We start from the raw sequence: 20348 nt of genomic DNA, 5'->3' as shown, positions 1-20348 counted from the left end.
CCTTGTTAACACCTCTGGGTGAGAGGGGAACCCTTCTATACCGAAGGCGTTAACAAGGGGCCCTTCCTTACACGTCAGCCGTGGGTGGCGACGTCCTCGATGAGGGCCAGCAGGGTGCGGACGGGGACGCCGGTGCCGCCCTTGGTCAGGTGCCCGGTCGGCTCGCCGGTGTGGTAGCTCGGCCCGGCGATGTCGATGTGCGCCCAGGCCACCTCGTCGGTGACGAACTCGCGCAGGAACGTGCCGCCCTGCAGCATGTGCCCGGCCCGGTCCATCCCGGCGTTGACCTGGGAGATGTCGGCCACGTCGGAGTCCATGCCCTTGCGCACGTCGTCCGGCAGCGGCATCGGCCAGGCCGGCTCGCCGACCTCGTCGCCGGCGGAGCGGACCCGCTCGCACAGCTCCGGGGTGCCCATCACGCCGGAGATCCGCTTGCCGAGCGACACCACCTGACCGCCGGTCAGAGTGGAGGTCTCGAAGAGGTAGTCGCAGCCGTCCTCGCAGGCCCGCGCCATCGCGTCGGCCAGGATCATCCGGCCCTCGGCGTCGGTGTTGAGCACCTCGACCTTCTTGCCGTTGTACATGGTGATCACGTCGCCCGGCCGGTACGAGGTGCCCGAGGGCATGTTCTCCGCCATCGGCAGGTACCCGGTCACCGCCACCGCCGGCTTCAGCGCGGCCACCGCCAGCATGGTCGCGCCGACCGCGGCGGCCCCGGCCATGTCCGACTTCATCTCCCACATGCCCTGCGACGGCTTGATGGAGATACCGCCGGTGTCGAAGGTGATGCCCTTGCCGACCAGCGCGACCCGCTTGCCCGAACCGCCCTGCTCCGGGGTGTAGGTGAGCTTGACCAGGCGCGGCGGGGCCTCGGAACCCTGACCCACCGCGACGATGCCGCCGTAACCGCCGGCGGCCAGCGCCGCCTCGTCGAGCACCTCGACGCCGAGCCCGGCCGAACGCGCCGCATCGGCGACCACCTCGGCGAAGGCCGGCGGACGCTTCTCGTTCGGCGCGGTGTTCACCCAGTCCCGGGTGAGCCGGACCGCACCGGCGACCGCCTGCGCGCGGGTGACCTCCGCCTGGGCGCCGGCGTCACCGGCGTCCGGCACCGCCACCAGCACCTCGGCCACCGGCTCCCGGCGGCTCGGCTGCGGCCGGGTGCGGTAGCCGGCGAAGCGGTAGCCGCCCAGCAGCGCGCCCTCGGCCACCGCCCGCAGCGCGGCCGGGGCGTCGGCGTCGTCCGGCAGCGGCAGGGTGAGCGCCACCCGCGCCGCACCGGCCAACGACCGGACGGCCGCGCCGGCGGCCCGCCGCAGCGTCTCCGGCGCCGGAGCGGCCCCGGTCGGCTCGGCACCGAGGCCCACCGCGGCGACCAGCGGGGCGGTGACCGTGCCCAGGGTGGCCAGCTTGATCACCTCACCGGGGGCACCGGTCGCGCCGAGCAGCGCCAGGGTCTCGGTGAGCCGGCCGTCGAACGCGGCGGCGATGCTCTCCGCGCCGCTGGCCAGCAGCAGGGTGCCGGCGGGGCCGTCGGTGGCGTCCTGCTCGCCGGTCTGGCTGTGCAGGCCGATCACGATCGCGTCGACCGGGAGTTCGGCGGGGTCGGTGTCGACCAGGCTCAGGTTGGTGCTGGACGATGTCAAGGCAACTCCGGACGGGCCAGGCCGGTCGCGGTTCGTCGCGTACCGGCGGAGGGTTTGTCTCCGGCGCAACCTACCCGCCGGAGCGTGGCCACGTCCGGCCCACAGGCCGGAACGGGTCCCGCCGATGCTAACCAGATCGCCGCGGCCGGTAGCGTTGGACCATGACCCAGGTGACCCCCGACGCGGCCGCGACCCGGCTGCGTCGTTCCCCGTTGCACGAGCGGCACACCGCTCTCGGCGCCAAGTTCGCCTCCTTCGGCGGCTGGGAGATGCCCCTGGAGTACGCCGGCGGCGGCGTGTTGAAGGAGCACACCGCGGTCCGCGCCGAGGTGGGTGTCTTCGACGTGTCGCACCTGGGCAAGGTGCGCCTCACCGGGGCGGGCGCGGCCGTGTTCGTCGACGCCTGCCTCAGCAACGACCTGGGCCGGATCGCCCCCGGTCGGGCGCAGTACACGCTCTGCTGCGACGAGGCCACCGGCGGGGTCGTCGACGACCTGATCGCCTACTGGTACGCCGACGACCACGTCTTCCTGATCCCGAACGCCGCGAACACCGCCGAGGTGCTGCGCCGGCTGCATGCCGCCGCGCCGTCGTCGGTCACCGTCACCGACGAACACGAGGCGTACGCGGTGCTGGCCGTGCAGGGCCCCCGGTCGGGCGAGCTGCTCACCGCCCTGGGCCTGCCCACCGGGCACGACTACATGAGCTTCTCCCCGGCCCGCCTGGGCGCGGTCGAGCTGACCGTCTGCCGGACCGGCTACACCGGCGAGTTGGGCTACGAGCTGGTGGTGCCGGCTGCCGACGCGGTGGCGGTCTGGGACGCGTTGCACGCCGCCGCGCCCGCCCCGCGCGCCTGCGGGCTGGCCGCCCGGGACACCCTGCGCACCGAGATGGGGTACCCGCTGCACGGGCAGGACCTGTCACTGGAGATCACCCCGGTGCAGGCCCGCGCCGGCTGGGCGGTGGGCTGGGACAAGCCGGCCTTCTGGGGCCGCGCCGCGCTGCTCGCCGAGAAGGCCACCGGCCCCCGCCGTACGCTGCGCGGCCTGGTGGCCGTCGACCGGGCGATCCCGCGCGCCGGGATGAGCGTGTACGTCGGCGACACCTGCGTCGGCACGGTCACCAGCGGCACCTTCTCGCCCACCCGCAAGGAGGGCATCGCCCTGGCCCTGCTGGACACCGCGCCCGGACTTGCCGACGGCGACCTGGTGGAGGTCGACATCCGGGGTCGGCGGTCCCGGATGCGGCTGACCCGACCGCCCTTCGTCGAGCCCTCGGTGCGCTGAGCCGCCAGGCCGGGTGCGCTGAGCCGCCAGGCCGGGTGCGCTGAGCCGCCGCAGCCGGGTGTGCTGAGCCGCCACGGCCGGGGCGGAAGCCCCGGTCCGGCCGGCCGTCGGGCTCAGGGGGTGGGGCGGTCGCCGGAGTCGAGGACGGCCTGGGTCCAACCGCCCTCCAGCACGCCGGTGGCGCCGAGCACCGCCCAGTCCACGACGTCGTCGGCGGCCACCACCACCGTTGCGCCGATGCGCACGCCCGGGTCGCTGTGGGCGTCGCTGGCGCTGGCGCCGACGATCCGCTCCGGGGAGTCCCAGGAGGTCACCCCGGCCCAGACGAACTCCGGACCCTCGTCGCCGGGCAGACCGTACTTGACCACCAGCTGGGTCTCGGCGGGCAGGTCACCGGCGAGGAACCGGGCGCGGGCGTCGGCCAGCCCGGCGCGGGCGGTGGCGATCGCCTTGGTCATCGCGTCACCGGGGCGGGTGTAGCGCACGTCGGGCTGGATACCCGCGAAGAGGGTGGCGCAGGCGGCGGCGAAGTACCGCCCGTCCGGTCCGGAGTGCCCGGGTGGCGGGCGCAGACTCAGGAACGAGTCGGCCTCCGGGTCGGTGGCCGGGTCCAGCTCCAGGCGCAGCAGCACCGGCGCGGTCGCCCCGTGCTGCTCCGGGTTGCCGTAGGCCACCGCGATGTCGTGGCCGGTGACCGTGGCCAGCACCGGCAGCTGCACGAACGCCGGCACCTCGGCACCGGCCAGCCCCTCGGTCCAGTCCCGCAGCAGCCGCCGGGCCGCGCCGGTCATCACCGCTCCCCAGGCCCGGGTGAGGTGGTCCGGCACCCCCTGGGTCTGCAGCTCCAGCAGCCCGAACCGGCGCAGCCCCTTGGTGGTGAACCAGAGACCCTCGGCGTCGGAGGAGTACGGCACCAGCACCCAGTCGACCAGCCGGACCCGGCCCTGCTCGTCGGGCAACGACCGCAGTGCGGTCGCCGGGTCGAGGAACTGCAGACCGAAGACGTCGACCACGTCACCGTCGACCGATTCGGCGATCGCGGCGGCCACCGCCCGCGCCGCCCACTCGTGCGCCGGTGGCCAGCCCGGCCGGTACTGCGCCTGCACCACCACCAGGTGACTGGCCTCGGCCAGCCGGGCCAACTGGGCCTCGGTCGCGCCGAACGCGCTGAGCAGATCCGGCGGGAGCTGGGGGAACTCGGCGATCGACCGGGTCTCCACCGACATCAGCGGGCCGTCCAGCATCTGCTGGGCCAACCCCCGCACCGGCTCGGCCAACCGGTCGGCCACCGCGGCCACCGCCGACTTCGTACCGACCCGCGGCAACCCGACCATCGGTACCAGGTACGTCGCGGTGAGCGACTCCGGCACCGGTACGGGCAGGAAGTCGTCCGTGATGAGCATGTCGTCCCCGATCGTGGCGCACCGGTGCTGTCCAACCGAAACGCTACCCGCCCCGGCGCGCGGCGCTCAGCCGGACAGCACCAGTCCCAGGTAGACCAGGGTCGAGGTGACCTCCACGCCGGCACCGAGCACGTCGCCGGTGATGCCGCCGAGGCGACGTACCAGATGACGCAGGAGCAGCAGCACGACGGCGAGCGCGGCGATCACGACCAGTGGCCCCTGCCACGGCCGCCCCGGCACGGCCACCGACGCCAGCACCGCGACGGCGACCGTGCCGACGACCGGCGCGACCGGGCCGACGGTGCCGGCGACCAGCGCGCCCAGCCCGTCCGGTCGGGCCGCCGGCACCCCCCGCCGGCAGGCCACCGTCACCGCGAGCCGACCGGTCGCGACGGCCACCACCACCGCCGCGAGGCCCGCCGGCGCCGACCGGCCGGCCAGCTCGGCCAGCGCCGCGGCCTGCACCAGGAGTACGACCACCAGGGCGACCACCCCGAACGGGCCGACGTCCGGCTTCTTCATGATCTCCAGCGCGGCCGGTCCGGGCCGGTACGAGCCGAGCGCGTCGACGGTGTCGGCCAGTCCGTCCAGGTGCAGCCCCCGGGTGAGCAGCGCGGCGCAGCCGAGGGTCAGCCCGGCGGCGATCAGCGGCGAGGTGAGCGGGGTGAGCGCCAGCAGCACCCCGCCGAGGGCGAGACCGAGCAGGGCACCGACGGCCGGGGCCAGCGCCATCGCGACCCCGGCGGTCGCCCGGTCCACCCGCCCGCCGGGCACCGGCAGGACGGTGAAGGTGCCGACGGCCAACCGGAGACCGTCGACGTACCGGGACCGGCCGGTCACCGGCGGGTCAGCCGAGCGGCCGGCCGGATCCGGCCGGCCCGGCCTGCGTCGGCCCGGCCTGCGTCGGCCCGGCCTGCGTCGGCCCGGCCTGGTCGGGGGTGGTCTGCGCCGGCCCGGTCTGCCCTTCGGCGGTGGTCGCCGGGCCCGGACCGGTCGGCTCCGGCTCGACGAAGTCGCGGAGGTCGTCGCCCGGTGGCAGGTCGGCGGGGCCGGTGCCGGTGACCGGCGGCGCGGTCACCGGCTCGTCGCCGGACGACCCGTCGCTGCCCGGCTGGTCGCCGGTGCCCGGCCCGTCGGTGGACGGTGCATCGGTGCCCGGCCCGTCGGTGGACGGTGCGTCAGGGGCGGCCCGGTCGGCCGGGTCGTCGGTGTCGGCCGGGCGGGTGGGCAGGCCGGCGGCGAGGGCGAGCACCGAGCGCAGCAGCGGCAGCACGGCCAGCGCGTTGGCCCCCTCACCGAGCCCCATCCGCAGGTCGAGCAGGGGGCTCAGGCCGAGTACGTCGGCGGCGAGCGTGACTGCCGGATGGCCACCGGCGTCGGCCAGCAGACACCAGTGCCGGGACTGTCCGGCCAGGTCCCGGCCAACCATGCCGGCGGCCAGGCCGACCGGCCCGTCCAGCAGCACCGGTAGCCGGCGTGCGGTCGCGCCGAGCAGGATCCCGGTGGCCACGGCCACGTCCCCGCCGCCGAGTTCGGCCAGGATGTCCTTGGCACCGCGCGGCGAACGACGGGTCCGGTGCATCGCGTCGCGGACCGCCGCGCACCGGCGCATCCACGCCGCGTCGTCGATCTGCCCGTCGGCGCCGACCACCCGGCCGAGCACGGTTGCCGGCTCCGCGCCGGCGGTCGCCGCGAGCACCGCCGCCGCCGCCGCGTCGGCGCCGGCCCCGCAGGATCCCAGCACCAGCAGCTGCACCCCTGCCTCGGCGGCCTCCTCGGCCAACTGCCAGCCGAACCGCAGCGCGGCCTCTACCGTCTCGGCGGTCAGCGCCGGCACCTGCTCCATCGGCGCGGCCGTCGGCACGTCGACCACCTGCACGGCCGCCCCGGTCTCGGCGGCCAACCGACCGAGCACGCCGGTGCCGTTCTCGGCCTGCTGGGCCCGTCGACCCGACTCGCCGGGCACCGTGCCGGCGGCGGCCCCGCCCTCGTGCTCGCCGTTGAGCAGCACCAACCGGACCCGCTCCCAGGCGGCAGGCGTCGGGGTGCCCTGGGTGGCGGCGGCGAAACCGACCACCCGCTCCAACACCCCCAACCCCGCCCCGGGTACGTCCAGGGTGGCGAGCCGCTCGACGGCCTGCGGCCCGGCGTAGTCGTCGGGCATCGGCAGCTCCATGCCCGGCTGGATGACCAGCCCGGTGGCCAGCACCGGCAGGCTCATGGTCGGCGCGGCCCAGGTCGCCCCGCCGGTGCCGGTGCCCGTCCCGGCGTCCGTAACCGCCGTACCCGCTTCTGGTGCGACCGGGACGGACGTCGCGTCCGCCGGCACAGGTGCGTGAGGCGGCGGCGTCGCGTCCCGGGGTGCCGGTGCGGCGGCGCGGTCCGCGGTGGGCAGGCCGACGGCCTGCGCCGAGGCCGGCTCGGCCGCCGCCGGGACAGCCTGCGCGGGCAGCACGACCGGGCCCGAGGTGCCGGCCGGCTTCAGCCGGCACGGCTGACCGGCGACCACCAGCACGACGGTGTCACAGGCGTCGGCGACCGCCCGGTTGGCCGCGCCGAGCGCGTCGGTGAACGCCCGGCCGATCGGGGTGGTCGGCACCAGCGACAACCCGACCTCGGGGCTGACCAGCACGATCCGGGCGGCGCAGGTACGGATCGCGGTGGCCAGCTCGTCGATGGTGGCCGTGTCGTCCGCCGGCTGGTGGGCCGGGTCGAGCAGCACCGTCACCCAGCCGCCCAGGTCGTCGACGAGCAGCGTCTCGTGCGCCTCGGCCGCGGAGACCACATCGGCCAGCCGACGCGGGTCACTCGCGGTCTCCTCGGTACGCCAACCGCCCGGCCGGCGACCACGGTGGGTGGCCAACCGCTGCGCCCACTCGGCATCCTCCGGATCGCCCTCGGCGGAGGTGGCCAGGTACCGGACGGTCGTCGCCTCACCGACCAGGGACTCGGCGAACTCGGACTTGCCCGACCGGATACCGCCGAGCACCAGGACCTTGTTCCACCCGTCAACGGACATGTGCGTACCTTAGATCCCCCCGACCGGGCAGTGACGTCGAGGTACGCCCGCCCGGACCGGAACCGGGGCCGGTCGACACCCGGTGGTCAGTGTCCGTACCGGTAGTCGTTGGGGTTGACATCGGCCGGCTTCGGGTCCTGCTGCCAGGCGCCCTCGCCCGGTCGGGCCTCCAGCGCATCGACCAGTTCCTCCCGGTCCATCGCCTCGGTGCCCTGGATCCCGCCGCGTACCGCGATCTTCCGCAACTGCTCGGTGTCCATCTCCGGTAGTGGCTGCGCCATCTCGTCCTCCCTCGTCCGGTCGGGGCCCACGTCTCGCTGCGGCCCCACTGGTCACCTACCCGCCAGAACGACCGAGGAACACCCTGGACGGCAGGGCCGTCGGCCCGGCCTCTCCGGGGCCCGGGCGGCCACCGTCGGGCCGATCGGTTGCCGGGCGACTACGCTGGCGGGGGTTCGTCCCGGCGGGACTTTCAGCGGCGAGGGGAGACGCGGCATGGCGTGGAGCTGGCGGTACGAGGGCACGGACGGTGCGTCGGTGGACGGACCGACGGAGACGTTCAGCAGTCAGGCCGACGCCGAGTCCTGGGTCGGTCAGACCTGGCGGGAGCTCGCGGCGTCCGGCGTCACCTCGGTCACGCTGACCGAGGACGACCGGGTCGAGTACCGGATGAGTCTGCAGCCGACGGCGGAGTGATGGCGTACGACCGTCCGGGCGACGAGGCGTTGGTGCTCGGCGTACCCCGGGCGGCCCGGCGCCCCAGCCCGATCTTCCTGGCCCTGGTCGCGATCTTCGTGGCCTGCGCGGTGCTGGCCTGGCACCAGGTCGGCAACGTCCGGCTGGCCGTCTTCGGTTTCGTGGTCTCCGGCTGGTTGGTCTCGCTCTGCCTGCACGAGTACGCGCACGCGGTGGTCGCCTTCCGGGCCGGGGACCGCAGCGTCGCCCACCGTGGCTACCTCACCCTGAACCCGTTCAAGTACACCCATCCGCTGCTGTCGGTGGTGCTGCCGGTGGCGGTGGTGCTGCTCGGCGGCATCGGCCTGCCCGGCGGCGCGGTCTGGGTGGACCGGCACGCGATCCCCGGACGGCTGCGGCACACCCTGGTCAGCCTCGCCGGCCCGGCCACCAACGTGCTGTTCACCCTGGTCCTGGTGGTGGTGCTGCGGATCGGCACCGGCACCGGCGGGTCGATCGAGTTCTGGGCCGGGTGGGCGCTGCTGGCGTTCCTCCAGTTGACCGCCAGCGTGCTGAACCTGCTCCCGGTGCCCGGCCTGGACGGCGGCAACATGCTCCAGCCGTGGCTGAACCCGCAGTGGCGGCGGATGTACGACCTCTTCGCCCCCTTCGGGTTCATCCTGCTCTTCGCCCTACTGTGGAACCCGCGCATCGGCGGATGGTTCTTCGACGCGGTGTTCGCCCTGGCCGACCTGCTCGGCCTGCCGCCCTGGCTCTACGCCACCGGCCTCGACCTGATCCGGTTCTGGCAGAGCTGACCGGCTGTTCCGGGCCGGCCGGGCCCACGCCGTGGCGTTCCCGGCCCGGTGCGTGGCTGACCGGGCCGGGAACGCTCGGGAGGCGACGGTCAGGGACGCTCGGCCGGGCTCTCGGTACGGGCCGGGTCCCGCTCGGTGACCGGGTCGGTGATCTCGTCGATCGCCTTGATCAGCTCGGCGTCGAGCTTCACCCCGGCGGCCTTGACGTTGTCCCGTACCTGCTCGGGGCGGGACGCGCCGATGATGGCCGAGGAGACGTTCGGGTTCTGCAGCACCCAGGCGATGGCGAGCTGCCCCAGGCTCAGTCCGGCCTGCTCGGCCAGGGGCTTGAGCCGCTGCACCCGGGTCAGCACGTCGTCGGTGAGCAACCTGGCGATGAAGCCCGCGCCGGACTTCTCGTCGGTGGCCCGGGAGCCGGCCGGCGGCGGCTGGCCCGGCAGGTACTTGCCGGTGAGTACGCCCTGCGCCATCGGCGAGAAGACGATCTGCCCGATGCCCAGCTCCGTGCTGGTGGGCACGACCTCGGCCTCGATGACCCGCCAGAGCATCGAGTACTGCGGCTGGTTGGAGACCAACGGGATGCGCAGCTCCCGGGCCAGCTCGTGGGCCTCGCGGAGCTGCGACGCCTTCCACTCCGAGACGCCGATGTAGTGCGCCTTGCCGGCCCGTACGACGTCGGCGAACGCCGTCATCGTCTCCTCGAGCGGCGTGTGGTAGTCGTACCGGTGGGCCTGGTACAGGTCGACGTAGTCGGTGCCCAGCCGGCGCAGCGAGCCGTCGATCGACTCCATGATGTGCTTGCGGGACAGGCCCCGGTCGTTGCGCCCCGGTCCGGTGGGGAAGAAGACCTTGGTGAAGATCTCCAGCCCCTCGCGACGCTCGTTGGCCAGCGCGCGGCCGAGTACCTCCTCGGCGCGGGTGCCGGCGTACACGTCGGCGGTGTCGAAGGTGGTGATGCCACTGTCCAGGGCGGCCCGGACGCAGGAAACGGCGGCCTCCTCCTCGACCTGGGAACCGTGGGTGATCCAGTTGCCGTACGAGATCTCGCTGACCATCAGGCCCGAGCGGCCAAGGTGTCGGAATTCCATGTCACCGACCCTAGCCCGGTCGGTGCGGGCCTTCATCCCGTGCCGGTGGCGGGCGCGGGTCAGAGGACCGGGGAGGTGTCGGTGAGCAGCCGTTCGATCTCGGCCGACACCGCGCCCCGGTCCCGGTGCACCGGATCGATCAACCGGGCGCCGCGCCGGTCCAGCGCGCCCCACCGGCTCACCCCGTCGCCTACCAGGAACGCGACCGGGTGGATGAGCAGCACCGGGTGGGCCGGGGCGACCACCAGCCGCCCGGCCCGGTCCACCACACCACGCAGCCCACCGCGTACGACCACGGCCAGGCCCTCGTCGGTGAAGCCGTCGACCTGACGGCCGTCGCTGCACTGGGTGCTGAAGCCGTCGTACCGGGTGGGCACCACGAACTGACCGGTGGCGTCCACCGCACCCCAACCCGGCCCCCGGCGGACCACCGCCAGTCCGGCCCGGAACGGGTACACCTGGTCGAAGCCGTGCGGCACGACCACCTCGCCGGACGGGTCGATGCCCAGCCAGGAGCCGGAGCCGTCCGGCGACACCCAGGCCCGGCCCCCGGCGAACGGCCGGACCGCCTGCCAGGACGTCTCCAGGACGGGGACACCGCCCCGGTCCAGCAGCGTCCAACCGGCCGAGCCCGGGCGCCGGACCCAGGCCATCTCCTCGTGGTACGGCTGCGCCATGGCGTAGTCGGGCGCGATGACGAACTCGCCGTCCGGGTCGACGTATCCCCAGCGCTCGTGGTCGGCGTCCGGAGCCGGCACCGGCGGTCGCGGCCGTTCCAGGATCTCGTGCCGATCCCGTGGGTACGGCCCGAAGCCGCCCTCGGCCGCCCGGTCACGTACCGCGTCGAGTGCCACCCCGATCCGGCCGCTCAGTTCGGCGTCGCCGTCTCCACGCAGGTCCAGGGCCTGCTCGAAGTGGTGGCAGGCCTCCATCAGCCGGCCCTGGTCGTAACAGGAGCGCCCGGCGTGCTCGTGCATCGCCGCCCGCAGCCGGGCCGGCAACTCGGGAGAGGCGGCCTCGGCGAAGAGCCGGTCGGCCTCGCCGAACTCCCGACGCCAGCGCAGCACCTGCGCCAGCCGCGCCTGAACCAGCGCGGTCCGGCGCAGCTCCCCGGTCGCCTCGGCGTAGGTCAGGGCGAGCCGCCCGTCGTCGAGCGCGTCGTCCAGCTCGCCGAGCAGCCGGGAGGCGACCGCGCGCAGGCTGAGTAGCCGCGTCCGGGTCCGGTTGTCGACGGCGGTGTCGAGCTTCTCGGTGAGGCGCCGCCGGATCGTACGCAGCTCGTCCGGGTCCGTCACCACCTCGCGCAGCGTCCGTGGGTCGAGCCGCCAGCGCAGACCCGCCAACGCCTGCTCGGGATCGACCGGCGCATCGGCCGCGCGGTCCTCGTCGAGCAGGCCGGCTGCCTGTCCGCCACGCTCGCCGGCCGGCTCGGCCGTCGGCCGTTCCCCGGACGGTTGCGCGTCGCCCCGTGGCCGGTCGTCCACCCCTTCGGCCCCGGACCCTGGCCGATCGGCGGCCGGCGCGGACACCGGGTCGTCGGCGGCCGGCGCCGACACCGCGTCGTCGGCGGTTGGCGCGGCACCCGCGGCGGTGGTCGCCCCGCTGTCGACTGCCTCCCGGTCGCCGGCGGCTTCTTCGGCGGCGGCGTGCGCTCGGGACATCCCGGCTGTCGGGGCCAGCTCGGTCCATCGCGCCGCCGAGGGGGCGTCCGCCACGGCCGGTGGTCCGGAGACCTGCCCCGGTGGGTCCTCGTCCCGGCGGACCTGACGATTCGACCGGAACCAGGCTTCCGCGCTCGGCGTACCGACCGGCCCGTCCGCCGGCCGGACGGTCGGCGCGGGCTCGACCTCCGGTCCGGGTACGGCGTCGACTGCCGGGGCTGCCGACACGTCGGCGGGAGTGGTCGCGGGTGGATCGCCGGCGGTGCCGTCCGACGGCGCGGACCCGAGCGTCCCGCTGCCGGCGGCGACGGTGGTGCGCCCCGCATCGCCGACGTTCTCGGCCATCGGGGCGGGCTGACCACCGTCGGTGGCCGGGACAGCCGGTGTGGCCTCGGTGGTCCCGAGCGCCGCCGCGGCCGACTCCACCGACGCGGATACCGGCCCACCCGGGACCGGCAACCCGGACACCGGTGGCGCGGAGACCGGTCGCGCGTACCGCGGTGGCGCGGACACCGGCCGTACGGGCTCCAATCGCGTGGGCTCCGGTGGTGCGGAGACCGGTGGTGCGGAGACCGGTCGCGTGGGCACCGGTGGTGCGGAGACCGGTCGCGTGACCTCCGGCGTTCCGGAGGTCGGTCGCATGGGCTCCCGTGGTGTGGAGACCGGTGGGGCGGACTGCGGTGGGGCGGCGGGCCGCATCGGGAACGGGGCAGGAGCCACCGGTTGGGGCCGGAGCTCCGGACGTCCCCACGCCGCCGGTGAGACGGGCGCCGCCGGTGAGATCGGTGCAGCCGGCGAGCCCGGTGCGACGGGAGCAGCCGGTGAGAAGGGGGCAGCCGGTGAGAAGGGGATAGCCGGTGAGAAGGGGATAGCCGGTGAGACGGGTGCCGGCGACGGCGTCGCGGTCTCCGGCCCGGCCGGTTCCCGCCGTACCACGGGCGCCGGTAGTCCCTGCTCCCGGACGTCGCTTGGCGCGGCCGGGCGGCTCGCCACCGGCGGTTCCAGCGGTACGGCCGGACGATCCGCCATTGGTGGCGGCACCGGTACGGGCGGGCGGGCTGGCTCGTGCGGGCCGACCGGTGTACGGGGCGGTGCCTCCCGCCCCGGTGGGCGGACCGGCCCGACACCCGGCCGGGGCGCGGGCCGTGGCGGCGGCGGGATCGGCCCGGCGTGGACCGGCCCGGAGTGGATCGGGGCCGGGTGGATCGGGGCCGGTCGGGTCGAGCCGGGACGGATCGGGGCGGGCACCACCGGCTCCCCGGAACGTTGCTGCTCCGGTCGGCCGTGCCCTCGCTGTTGCTCCGGCCGGAGCGGACCCTGATCGGGCCAGGGCAGCCCGCCGTCCGGTCGTGCGGCCGACCGGCGCTCCTGGTCCCCGGTCGGCGGCAGGTCCCCAGACGGCCGCTGGTCCACGGTTGGCCACTGGTCCACGGTTGGCCGCTGGTCCCTGACCGGCTGCGTACCTCGGCTGGACTGTGGGTCCCCGACCGACTGTGCGTCTCCAACCGGGAACGGGTCCCTGACTGGCTGTGGGTTCCCGACCGGCTGTGGGTTCCCGACCGGCTGTGGGCCTCGGCGGGGCTCGACATCCCGGCGCTGCTGCGGTTCCCGGCGTGGTTGCGCGCCTGGTGGCCGCCGGTACAGCTGGTGCGGGTCGGAATCCAACGGATCCGATGCCGGCTCGACCGGTGCCGACTCGACCAATGCTGGCCCGACCGGTGCCGCCCCAACCGGTGTCGGCCCGACCGGTACGGGTCCGGCCGGGACCGGTCCGGGCGGTGCCGACTCGGCCGATGCCGGCCCGGCTGGTGGGACGGTGTCGTTCCACCGGTCACCCGCCCGCCAGGGCTCGGCCGGATCGATCGGCTGCCGTGCCGCCGGGGGCTCCGTCGGGTGCGGGCTCCACCGCAGCTGCGGGCGCCCGGACTCCTCCACCGGCCGCCGGTCGTAGCCGGACGAGGCTTGGCCGTTGCCGGACGAGGGTTGGTCGTCGCCGGTCGCGGGGCGGCCGTCAGCGGGTGTGGGGCGGCCGTACCCGGGGCTCGGCCGGTCAGTGCGTCCGGCGTGGCGGGGCGCGGGCTGCTCCGCCGGCTCCGGCATCCAACCCGGCTCGGCCCGGGACGCGGGCGAGACGGGGCGGCTACGGTGCTCCGGCCGGTCGAAGCGGTGGTCGGAACGGTCGCGGTCGGGCCGGGACCAGGTGGTGTCCCCGGCTGACGTCCACTCGGCCGCCGGTCGCCGACCGGGCCGGTCGCCGGCACCGGACCACCGGTCCGGCTCACCCCGCGACCACCGGTCCGGGCCGCCGGCCGCGGGAAGCTGCTCCGAATCGCTCCAGGTGACCCGCCGGTCCGACTCGCCGCGCGGTGGCTCTCCCGGCGCTACCCGCCGCGGTGGCCCGTCCGGCGGTACCTGCCGCGGTTGCTCTCTCGGCGGTATCCGACGGGGTGGCTCGTCCGGTGCTACCCGCCGGTCCGGTCCGCCTCGGGCGGTCCGCCGGTCCGGCTCGCCGGGGGCGGACCGGCCGTCGGAGTCGCTCCAGGTGGCGCGGGGTTCCAGGTCGCTCCAGGTGGCCCGCCGACCGGACTCTCCCCGGACGGCCCGCCGGTCCGACTCTCCGGGCGGGGTGCGCCGGTCGGACTCGGCGGGCAAGGTGCGCCGGTCGGGCTCTCCGGAGGGAACGCGCCGGTCGGGCTCGGTGGGCGGGGTCCGTCGGTCGGGCTCGGTGGGCGGAATGCGCCGGGCGGCCTCGTCCCGACCGGCCCGGCGGTCCGGTTCACCGGTGGTGGCCCACCGGTCTGCCTCGGTCCGGGCGGCCCACCGGCCGGCATCCCCGGAGGGCGTCCGCTGCGCCGGGTCGCCCGCGGCCGGCCGCCGACCGGGCTCGCGCGGGGCCGCCCGGTGGTCAGCTCCGCCGTGCCGCGGTGACGACGACCGGTCACGGTCCCAGGTCGGTTCCGCGTGTGGTCGACGGTACGACTCGTCGAAGCGGTACCGGTCGTGCTGGCCCGACCCGCTGTGGCCGCCGGGCGGCGACTGCTCGTCGAGGTCCTCGTCGTTCCAGACGTACCCCACCCGGTACGACCCGTCGGGGCGGGTCGGTGCCAGCGGTGGCACCTCGGCCCGACCGGTCACGGTGGCCCGGCCGGTGGGCTCGGGCGCCTGCCGTAGCCCGATGTCACCGGGGTAGCGCTGTCCGGGGAACTGCGGCTGCCACTCGTTGGTGGGCGCGAAGACCCAGGACGGCTCGGCCGGATCACGCCAGCGGTCGTAGCCGCCGCTACTCATCGGCGGGCCTTGCCAGGTGCGCGACGCGTCCCGGTGCCCGGCTCGCGTCGCTCGCTCACGGCGATGTCACCTCGTCGGAAATTGTCACGCTGGGCGGCCCCAACTGCCGGTGGAGTTGCTCGTCCGGCGCGGGGTGGCTGCGGATGGAGGGTAACGGCGTGGGCTCGGTCACCGCCACTGTGGTGCCGCCCCTAACCCAAACTTTATCCCACGGTTTCGGACATTTGGCGTCATGGTCGGATCGGGTGTTCCGGATTTCTCAACGGGCGGGGTGGCCTCGGCGGTACGGCCGGCGAGCAGACCTGATCTTGGGTTCTCCGCTGCCACGCGCTGCTCGTCCCGTGCCCAAGGCCCGCTCGTCGGTAACGGGGGGTCCACCCTGCCGTAGGCGCGAGGGCCCTGGCCTGGTACGGCCTCTGGGCGCGGTACGCACCGGGTGACGCCACGACGGTGTTCCGGCTTCTGTTCGAGCAGTGGCAGGCGGATGCCGGATCCCGGGCCGCCACCGAGGAGGCGATGATCAACCGGGCCCGAGCGCTCCTCGCCGATCACGGCTGACGTCACCGGCCTGGCCTGACCCGGCCACCGTCGCCGGCTCGGGCTCCCGGGGTGTTAGAAGGGGCCCCTTCTCTACAGAAAGCGTTAAGAGGGGGCCCTTCCTTACACCTTCAGACGGGGGTGCCGATGGTGACGCGGGGTTCCGGGGCGCGCATCCGGCGGAAGGTGATCGAGCGCATGATCGCGTACAGGTAGAGGGACCCCATCCGCTGGTCGGTCCGGGGGAACCGCTCCCGGACCAGCTTCTTGATCTTGCGGGAGATCAGGATCGAGTCGATCACCACGCCGAGGGCGAGCGCCCCCCAGAGCAGGTTGGAGACCAGTCGGACGACCGGCGGCATCGCCGCGTTCGAGCCGATCAGCACGATCAGCGCGCCACCGAAGAACCAGGTGCCGACGGTACGGCGGGAGTCGACCACGTTACGGGCCAGCAGCCGCTCCGGACCACGGTCGCGGGGGCCGCCCTCGCGGCGGAACTCCGCCGCGGCCTCGGCGCGCAGTTGCCGGCGACGCTCCTTCGCCTCCTCCTTGCTCAGCGGCTTCGAGGAGCCGGCCGGCCGGCGGGCCGCACCCGGCCGCTTCGGCGTCTCGCGCCCCTTGCCCGGGGTGTGGCTCCGGCGGAGGGCGGCAGCGGACTCCTCGTCGGTCGTCACCGTGGTGACGGACTCGTCGACGAGGTCGGTGGACTTGCGGCGAAACAGCGACGGCACGCCGAAAGGGTAGCCAAACGTCGGCGCCCGGTGCACATCGCGGGTGCACCGGGCGTGGACGGGGGCCGCGCGGGGCTACCCGGGTCGGGTCACGGACGCTCGGTGTGGGCGCCCAGGTCGGCCAGCTTCGCCTCGAAGTCCTCGTAGCCCCGGTTGATCAGGTCGACGCCGTACACCCGGGAGGTGCCCTCGGCGGCGAGCGCGGCGATCAGGTGGCTGAACCCGGCGCGCAGGTCCGGGATGACCAGGTCGGCGGCGTGCAGCTTGCTCGGGCCGGCGATCACCGCGGAGTGCTTGAAGTTGCGCCTGCCGAAGCGGCACGGGGTGCCACCCAGGCAGTCCCGGTAGACCTGGATGTTCGCGCCCATGGTGTTCAGCGCCTCGGTGTAGCCCAGCCGCTGTTCGTAGACCGTCTCGTGGACGATCGACAGACCCCGGGCCTGGGTCAGCGCGACCACCAGGGGCTGCTGCCAGTCGGTCATGAAGCCCGGGTGCACGTCGGTCTCCAGGGCCACCGACTTCAGCTCGCCGCCCGGGTGCCAGAACCGGATGCCGCCCTCCTGGCCCGGGTCGCCCAGCTTCGGCGGCCGGGCGTCGGTCACCTCGTACTCGCCGCCGACGGAGCGGAAGACGTTCAGGAAGGTCATCATGTCGGCCTGCTGCGCGCCGAGGACCTCGACGTGGCCGCGGGTGGCCAGGGCCGCCGCCGCCCAGCTCGCCGCCTCGATCCGGTCCGGGATCGGCCGGTGGGTGTACCCGTGCAGCTTCGGCACGCCCTGGATCTCGATCACCCGGTCGGTGTGCACCTTGATGATCGCGCCCATCTTCTGCAGGATGCAGATCAGGTCGATGATCTCCGGCTCGACCGCCGCGTTGCGCAGCTCGGTGACGCCCTCGGCCATCACCGCGGTCAGCAGCACCTGCTCGGTGGCGCCGACGCTCGGGTACGGCAGGGCGAACTTGGTGCCGTGCAGCCCGTTGGGGGCGGACAGGTGCAGCCCCTCCGGGGTCTTGTCGACCGTGGCGCCGAACTCCCGCAGCGCCTGGAGGTGGAAGTCGATCGGGCGCGGACCGATGTGGCAGCCACCCAGGTCGGGGATGAAGGCGTGGCCGAGCCGGTGCAGCAGCGGGCCGCAGAACAGGATCGGGATCCGGCTGGAGCCGGCGTGCACGTTGATCTGGTCGGTGCTGGCGCTCTCCACGTTGGCCGGGTCGAAGACCAGCTCACCGGTCTCCGCGCCGTCGGTCACCTTCACCCCGTGCAGGCCGAGCAGCCCGCGGACCACCTCGACGTCACGGATCCGCGGCACGTCGAACAGCCGGCTGGGGGAGTCACCCAGCAGGGCCGCGACCATCGCCTTGGAGACCAGGTTCTTCGCGCCGCGCACGCGGATCCGCCCTTCGAGCGGACTACCTCCGTGTACGACCAGGACGTCGTCGGTCAACGCAACCTCCAGCGCGTCGGTGCTGCCATGTGTGGATGGGGCGGGCCCACGATGGTCACCAACGATGGTCATCGCTACCCGGGGTGCGGCCGCGTCGATAGGGCCGCTCGTGTCGTCGCTCCGGCAGCATAGCCCTCGGTGACCAGAAGCGAGTCGGTCACACCGTATGCGCCGGCATGAATCGGTGCAACCGGTACGTCACCGTACCAATGTCGTCACCGTGAGTGATCAGGCTGTGGGTGGCGGGGTGCTTGCGCCGGGCAGGGCGAGCATCTGGTCCAGCGCCACCCGGGCGTGGTGGGCGGTGTCGGCGTCCACCGTGATCTGGTTGACCACCCGACCGGCGACCAGCTCCTCCAGGGCCCAGACCAGGTGCGGCAGGTCGATGCGGTTCATCGTCGAGCAGTAGCAGACGGCCTTGTCCAGGAACATGATCTGCTTGTCCGGGTGGGCCAGCGCCAACCGGCGGACCAGGTTCAGCTCGGTGCCGACCGCCCAGGCCGAGCCGGCCGGGGCCGCCTCGATGGCCTTGATGATGTACTCCGTCGAGCCCACCTGGTCGGCGGCGGTGACCACCTCGTGCCGGCACTCCGGGTGCACCAGCACGTTCACCCCGGGCACCCGGGCCCGGACGTCCTCGACGCTGTCCAGCGTGAACCGGCCGTGCACCGAGCAGTGCCCCCGCCAGAGGATCATCTTCGCGTCGCGCAGCTGCTCGGCGGTCAGCCCACCACCGGGCTTGTGCGGGTCGTAGAGCACGCAGTCGTCAAGCGAGAAACCCATCTCCAGCACGGCGGTGTTGCGGCCCAGGTGCTGGTCGGGCAGGAAGAACACCTTCTGCCCCTGCTGGTACGCCCAGTCCAGGGCGGTCCTGGCGTTCGAGGAGGTGCAGACCACCCCGCCGTTGCGCCCGACGAAACCCTTGATGTCCGCCGAGGAGTTCATGTACGTCACCGGGACGGTATCGGCCGCCACGCCCAGGTCGGTCAGCACGTCCCAGGCCTTCTCGACCTGCGACAGCACCGCCATGTCGGCCATCGAGCAGCCGGCGGCCAGGTCCGGCAGGATCACCCGCTGCGCGTCGGTGGTGAGGATGTCGGCGCTCTCGGCCATGAAGTGCACACCGCAGAAGACGATGTACTCCGCGTCCGGCCGGGCCGCCGCCTCCCGGGCGAGCTTGAACGAGTCGCCGGTCACGTCGGCGAACTGGATCACCTCGTCGCGCTGGTAGTGGTGCCCGAGCACGAAGACCTTGCTGCCCAGCGCCGCCTTCGCCGCCGCCGCCCGGGCCACCAGGTCCGGGTCGCTGGGCGCCGGCAGGTCACCCGGACACTCGACGCCACGCTCGGTGGCAGGATCGCTGCCCCGGCCGAGCAGCAACAGGGCAGTCGCGGTGTTGGAGGGTTCCACCCAGGTCGAAGTCACACCACCCATGGTCCCACAGCATGGCCAGGGTGGAACTTCTGCCGATGTGGCCTGCCACACTGCTGGGCATGCGAGTGCTGCTCTGTCCGGACAAGTTCGCCGGCACCCTGCCGGCTCAGGAGGTGGCCGCCGCCGTCGCCACGGGTTGGCAGGAGGTGGCCAGCGGTGACGACCTCGTCATCCGGCCGCTGGCCGACGGTGGTCCGGGGTTCGTCGCGGTGCTCGCCGGGGCGCTCGGCGGCCGCCGGCTGCCGGTGTCGACCGTCGACCCGCTGGGCCGCCCGGCCGCCGGTGAGATCCTGCTCACCGCCGACGGCTCGACCGCTTACCTGGAAAGCGCCCAGGCCTGCGGCCTGCACCTGCTCTCGGCCGCCGAGCGCGACCCGAAGGCGACCACCTCGTACGGGCTGGGGCTGCTGGTCACCGCCGCCGTGGAGAGCGGTGCCCGGACGGTGGTGATCGGCCTGGGCGGCTCCGGCACCAACGACGCCGGTGCCGGGATGCTCGCCGCGCTCGGCACCACCGCCCTGGACCAGGCCGGTCAGGCCCTGCCCTACGGGGGAGCGGCGCTGGCCGCCGTGGCCGCGCTGGACGGTACGCCCCGACTGCGCGGCGTCCGGCTGGTGGCCGCCACCGACGTGGACAACCCGCTGCTCGGGCTGCACGGCGCCAGCAACGTGTACGGCCCGCAGAAGGGCGCCACCCGCGAGGACGTACTGCTGCTCGACGCCGCTCTGGAGCGCTTCGCCGACGTACTGGTCAGGGATCTTCCGGGGTGTCCGCCGCAACTCGGTACGCTGCCCGGCGGCGGTGCGGCCGGCGGACTGGGCGCGGCCATCCTCGCCCTCGGCGGCCACTGCGAATCCGGCATCGGCCTGGTCACCCGCGCGATCGGCCTCGACGCCGCGCTGGACGACTGCGACCTGGTGATCACCGGGGAGGGCTCCTTCGATCACCAGTCGCTGCGCGGCAAGGTCGTCGCCGGGGTGGCCGGCGCGGCCCGGGACCGGGGCGTGCCGTGCGTGGTGGTCGCCGGACGGGTGAGCACCGGCCGCCGGGAGGCCGCCTCGGCCGGGGTGACCGACGCGTACAGCCTGGTGGAACACTTCGGCGGGGAGGAACGCGGTGGCCTGGAGACGGCCATGAGCCGCCCTGCCGACGGGCTACGGGAGCTGGGCGCCCGGCTGGCCAGGCAGTGGAGCCGGTGATCCCGGTCACCGGCCGGAGCCCCGGGTGGGCGGGATCGGGCCGTGCCGGTGCCGGCGGCCGACAGCGGCCTACAATCGGAGACGGACCGCAGTGGGAATCACCGGGCCGGCGGGTGAC

At 74.4% G+C, this 20348-nt stretch carries 13 protein-coding genes and 1 pseudogene; 4 read left to right on the top strand and 10 right to left on the bottom strand.

Annotation, left to right across the window (positions count from 1 at the left end):
* Positions 1-74: 74 nt before the first annotated feature.
* On the bottom strand, positions 75-1646 hold the full coding sequence (locus tag ACN28G_RS17170) for a leucyl aminopeptidase (protein WP_421479675.1): 1572 nt from the start codon (positions 1644-1646) through the stop codon (positions 75-77).
* 161 nt (positions 1647-1807) lie between these two features.
* Between ACN28G_RS17170 and gcvT the strand changes: the two genes are divergently transcribed.
* Positions 1808-2932: a glycine cleavage system aminomethyltransferase GcvT gene (gene gcvT, locus ACN28G_RS17165; protein ID WP_421479673.1), complete on the top strand. Its 1125-nt coding sequence runs from the start codon at positions 1808-1810 to the stop codon at positions 2930-2932.
* A 113-nt stretch (positions 2933-3045) separates the two neighbouring features.
* Here the strand turns inward: gcvT and ACN28G_RS17160 are convergent, their stop codons facing one another.
* The 4 genes and pseudogenes from ACN28G_RS17160 to ACN28G_RS17145 all read right to left on the bottom strand — a co-directional run bounded on the left by ACN28G_RS17160 (position 3046) and on the right by ACN28G_RS17145 (position 7635).
* Positions 3046-4335 (bottom strand): DUF2314 domain-containing protein, encoded by a 1290-nt coding sequence (locus tag ACN28G_RS17160; protein ID WP_091441391.1) that lies wholly within the window; start codon positions 4333-4335, stop codon positions 3046-3048.
* Between the two features lie 66 nt (positions 4336-4401).
* Positions 4402-5175: an adenosylcobinamide-GDP ribazoletransferase gene (locus ACN28G_RS17155; protein ID WP_421479671.1), complete on the bottom strand. Its 774-nt coding sequence runs from the start codon at positions 5173-5175 to the stop codon at positions 4402-4404.
* Positions 5176-5257: 82 nt separating this feature from the next.
* Positions 5258-7354 (bottom strand): annotated as a pseudogene (locus ACN28G_RS17150) (bifunctional adenosylcobinamide kinase/adenosylcobinamide-phosphate guanylyltransferase); the annotation flags it as partial.
* An 86-nt stretch (positions 7355-7440) separates the two neighbouring features.
* On the bottom strand, positions 7441-7635 hold the full coding sequence (locus ACN28G_RS17145; protein WP_091441381.1) for a hypothetical protein: 195 nt from the start codon (positions 7633-7635) through the stop codon (positions 7441-7443).
* 214 nt (positions 7636-7849) lie between these two features.
* Between ACN28G_RS17145 and ACN28G_RS17140 the strand changes: the two genes are divergently transcribed.
* Positions 7850-8050, top strand: a complete 201-nt coding sequence (locus tag ACN28G_RS17140; RefSeq protein WP_091441377.1) for a hypothetical protein — start codon at positions 7850-7852, stop codon at positions 8048-8050.
* Complete coding sequence (locus ACN28G_RS17135) at positions 8050-8847, top strand: site-2 protease family protein (RefSeq protein WP_091446876.1); 798 nt, start codon at positions 8050-8052, stop codon at positions 8845-8847. Before ACN28G_RS17140 ends, ACN28G_RS17135 begins: the two co-directional genes overlap by 1 nt.
* An 89-nt stretch (positions 8848-8936) precedes the next feature.
* Here ACN28G_RS17135 and ACN28G_RS17130 read toward each other — a convergent pair whose 3' ends face one another.
* The 5 genes from ACN28G_RS17130 to nadA form a co-directional block, all read right to left on the bottom strand.
* The gene (locus tag ACN28G_RS17130; RefSeq protein ID WP_421479669.1) at positions 8937-9935 is read right to left on the bottom strand and encodes an aldo/keto reductase family protein; all 999 of its coding nucleotides are present in this window, start codon (positions 9933-9935) and stop codon (positions 8937-8939) included.
* 59 nt (positions 9936-9994) lie between these two features.
* Complete coding sequence (locus ACN28G_RS17125) at positions 9995-12109, bottom strand: WG repeat-containing protein (protein ID WP_421479667.1); 2115 nt, start codon at positions 12107-12109, stop codon at positions 9995-9997.
* Positions 12110-15552: 3443 nt separating this feature from the next.
* Complete coding sequence (locus ACN28G_RS17120) at positions 15553-16152, bottom strand: DUF3043 domain-containing protein (RefSeq protein ID WP_091441371.1); 600 nt, start codon at positions 16150-16152, stop codon at positions 15553-15555.
* 89 nt (positions 16153-16241) lie between these two features.
* The gene (murA, locus tag ACN28G_RS17115) at positions 16242-17597 is read right to left on the bottom strand and encodes a UDP-N-acetylglucosamine 1-carboxyvinyltransferase (protein WP_091441367.1); all 1356 of its coding nucleotides are present in this window, start codon (positions 17595-17597) and stop codon (positions 16242-16244) included.
* A 228-nt stretch (positions 17598-17825) separates the two neighbouring features.
* Complete coding sequence (gene nadA, locus ACN28G_RS17110; RefSeq protein WP_421479665.1) at positions 17826-19022, bottom strand: quinolinate synthase NadA; 1197 nt, start codon at positions 19020-19022, stop codon at positions 17826-17828.
* A 44-nt stretch (positions 19023-19066) separates the two neighbouring features.
* Here nadA and ACN28G_RS17105 point away from each other — a divergent pair, with 44 nt between their 5' ends.
* Complete coding sequence (locus ACN28G_RS17105) at positions 19067-20230, top strand: glycerate kinase (RefSeq protein ID WP_421480927.1); 1164 nt, start codon at positions 19067-19069, stop codon at positions 20228-20230.
* Positions 20231-20348 lie beyond the last annotated feature (118 nt).

The organism is Micromonospora sp. WMMA1923, from assembly GCF_049179195.1.
Classification (GTDB): domain Bacteria; phylum Actinomycetota; class Actinomycetes; order Mycobacteriales; family Micromonosporaceae; genus Micromonospora; species Micromonospora yangpuensis.
The sequence above is the reverse complement of the archived record's forward strand: the minus strand, read 5'-3'. Positions and strand labels throughout refer to the sequence as shown.

Bases quoted from the DNA above. Each gene is read 5' to 3' on its own strand.
- ACN28G_RS17135 (WP_091446876.1), top strand. From the start codon at position 8,050: ATGGCGTACGACCGTCCGGGCGACGAGGCGTTGGTGCTCGGCGTACCC.
- ACN28G_RS17130 (WP_421479669.1), bottom strand. From the start codon at position 9,935: ATGGAATTCCGACACCTTGGCCGCTCGGGCCTGATGGTCAGCGAGATC.
- gcvT (WP_421479673.1), top strand. From the start codon at position 1,808: ATGACCCAGGTGACCCCCGACGCGGCCGCGACCCGGCTGCGTCGTTCC.
- ACN28G_RS17145 (WP_091441381.1), bottom strand. From the start codon at position 7,635: ATGGCGCAGCCACTACCGGAGATGGACACCGAGCAGTTGCGGAAGATC.
- ACN28G_RS17105 (WP_421480927.1), top strand. From the start codon at position 19,067: ATGTGGCCTGCCACACTGCTGGGCATGCGAGTGCTGCTCTGTCCGGAC.
- ACN28G_RS17160 (WP_091441391.1), bottom strand. From the start codon at position 4,335: ATGCTCATCACGGACGACTTCCTGCCCGTACCGGTGCCGGAGTCGCTC.
- ACN28G_RS17140 (WP_091441377.1), top strand. From the start codon at position 7,850: ATGGCGTGGAGCTGGCGGTACGAGGGCACGGACGGTGCGTCGGTGGAC.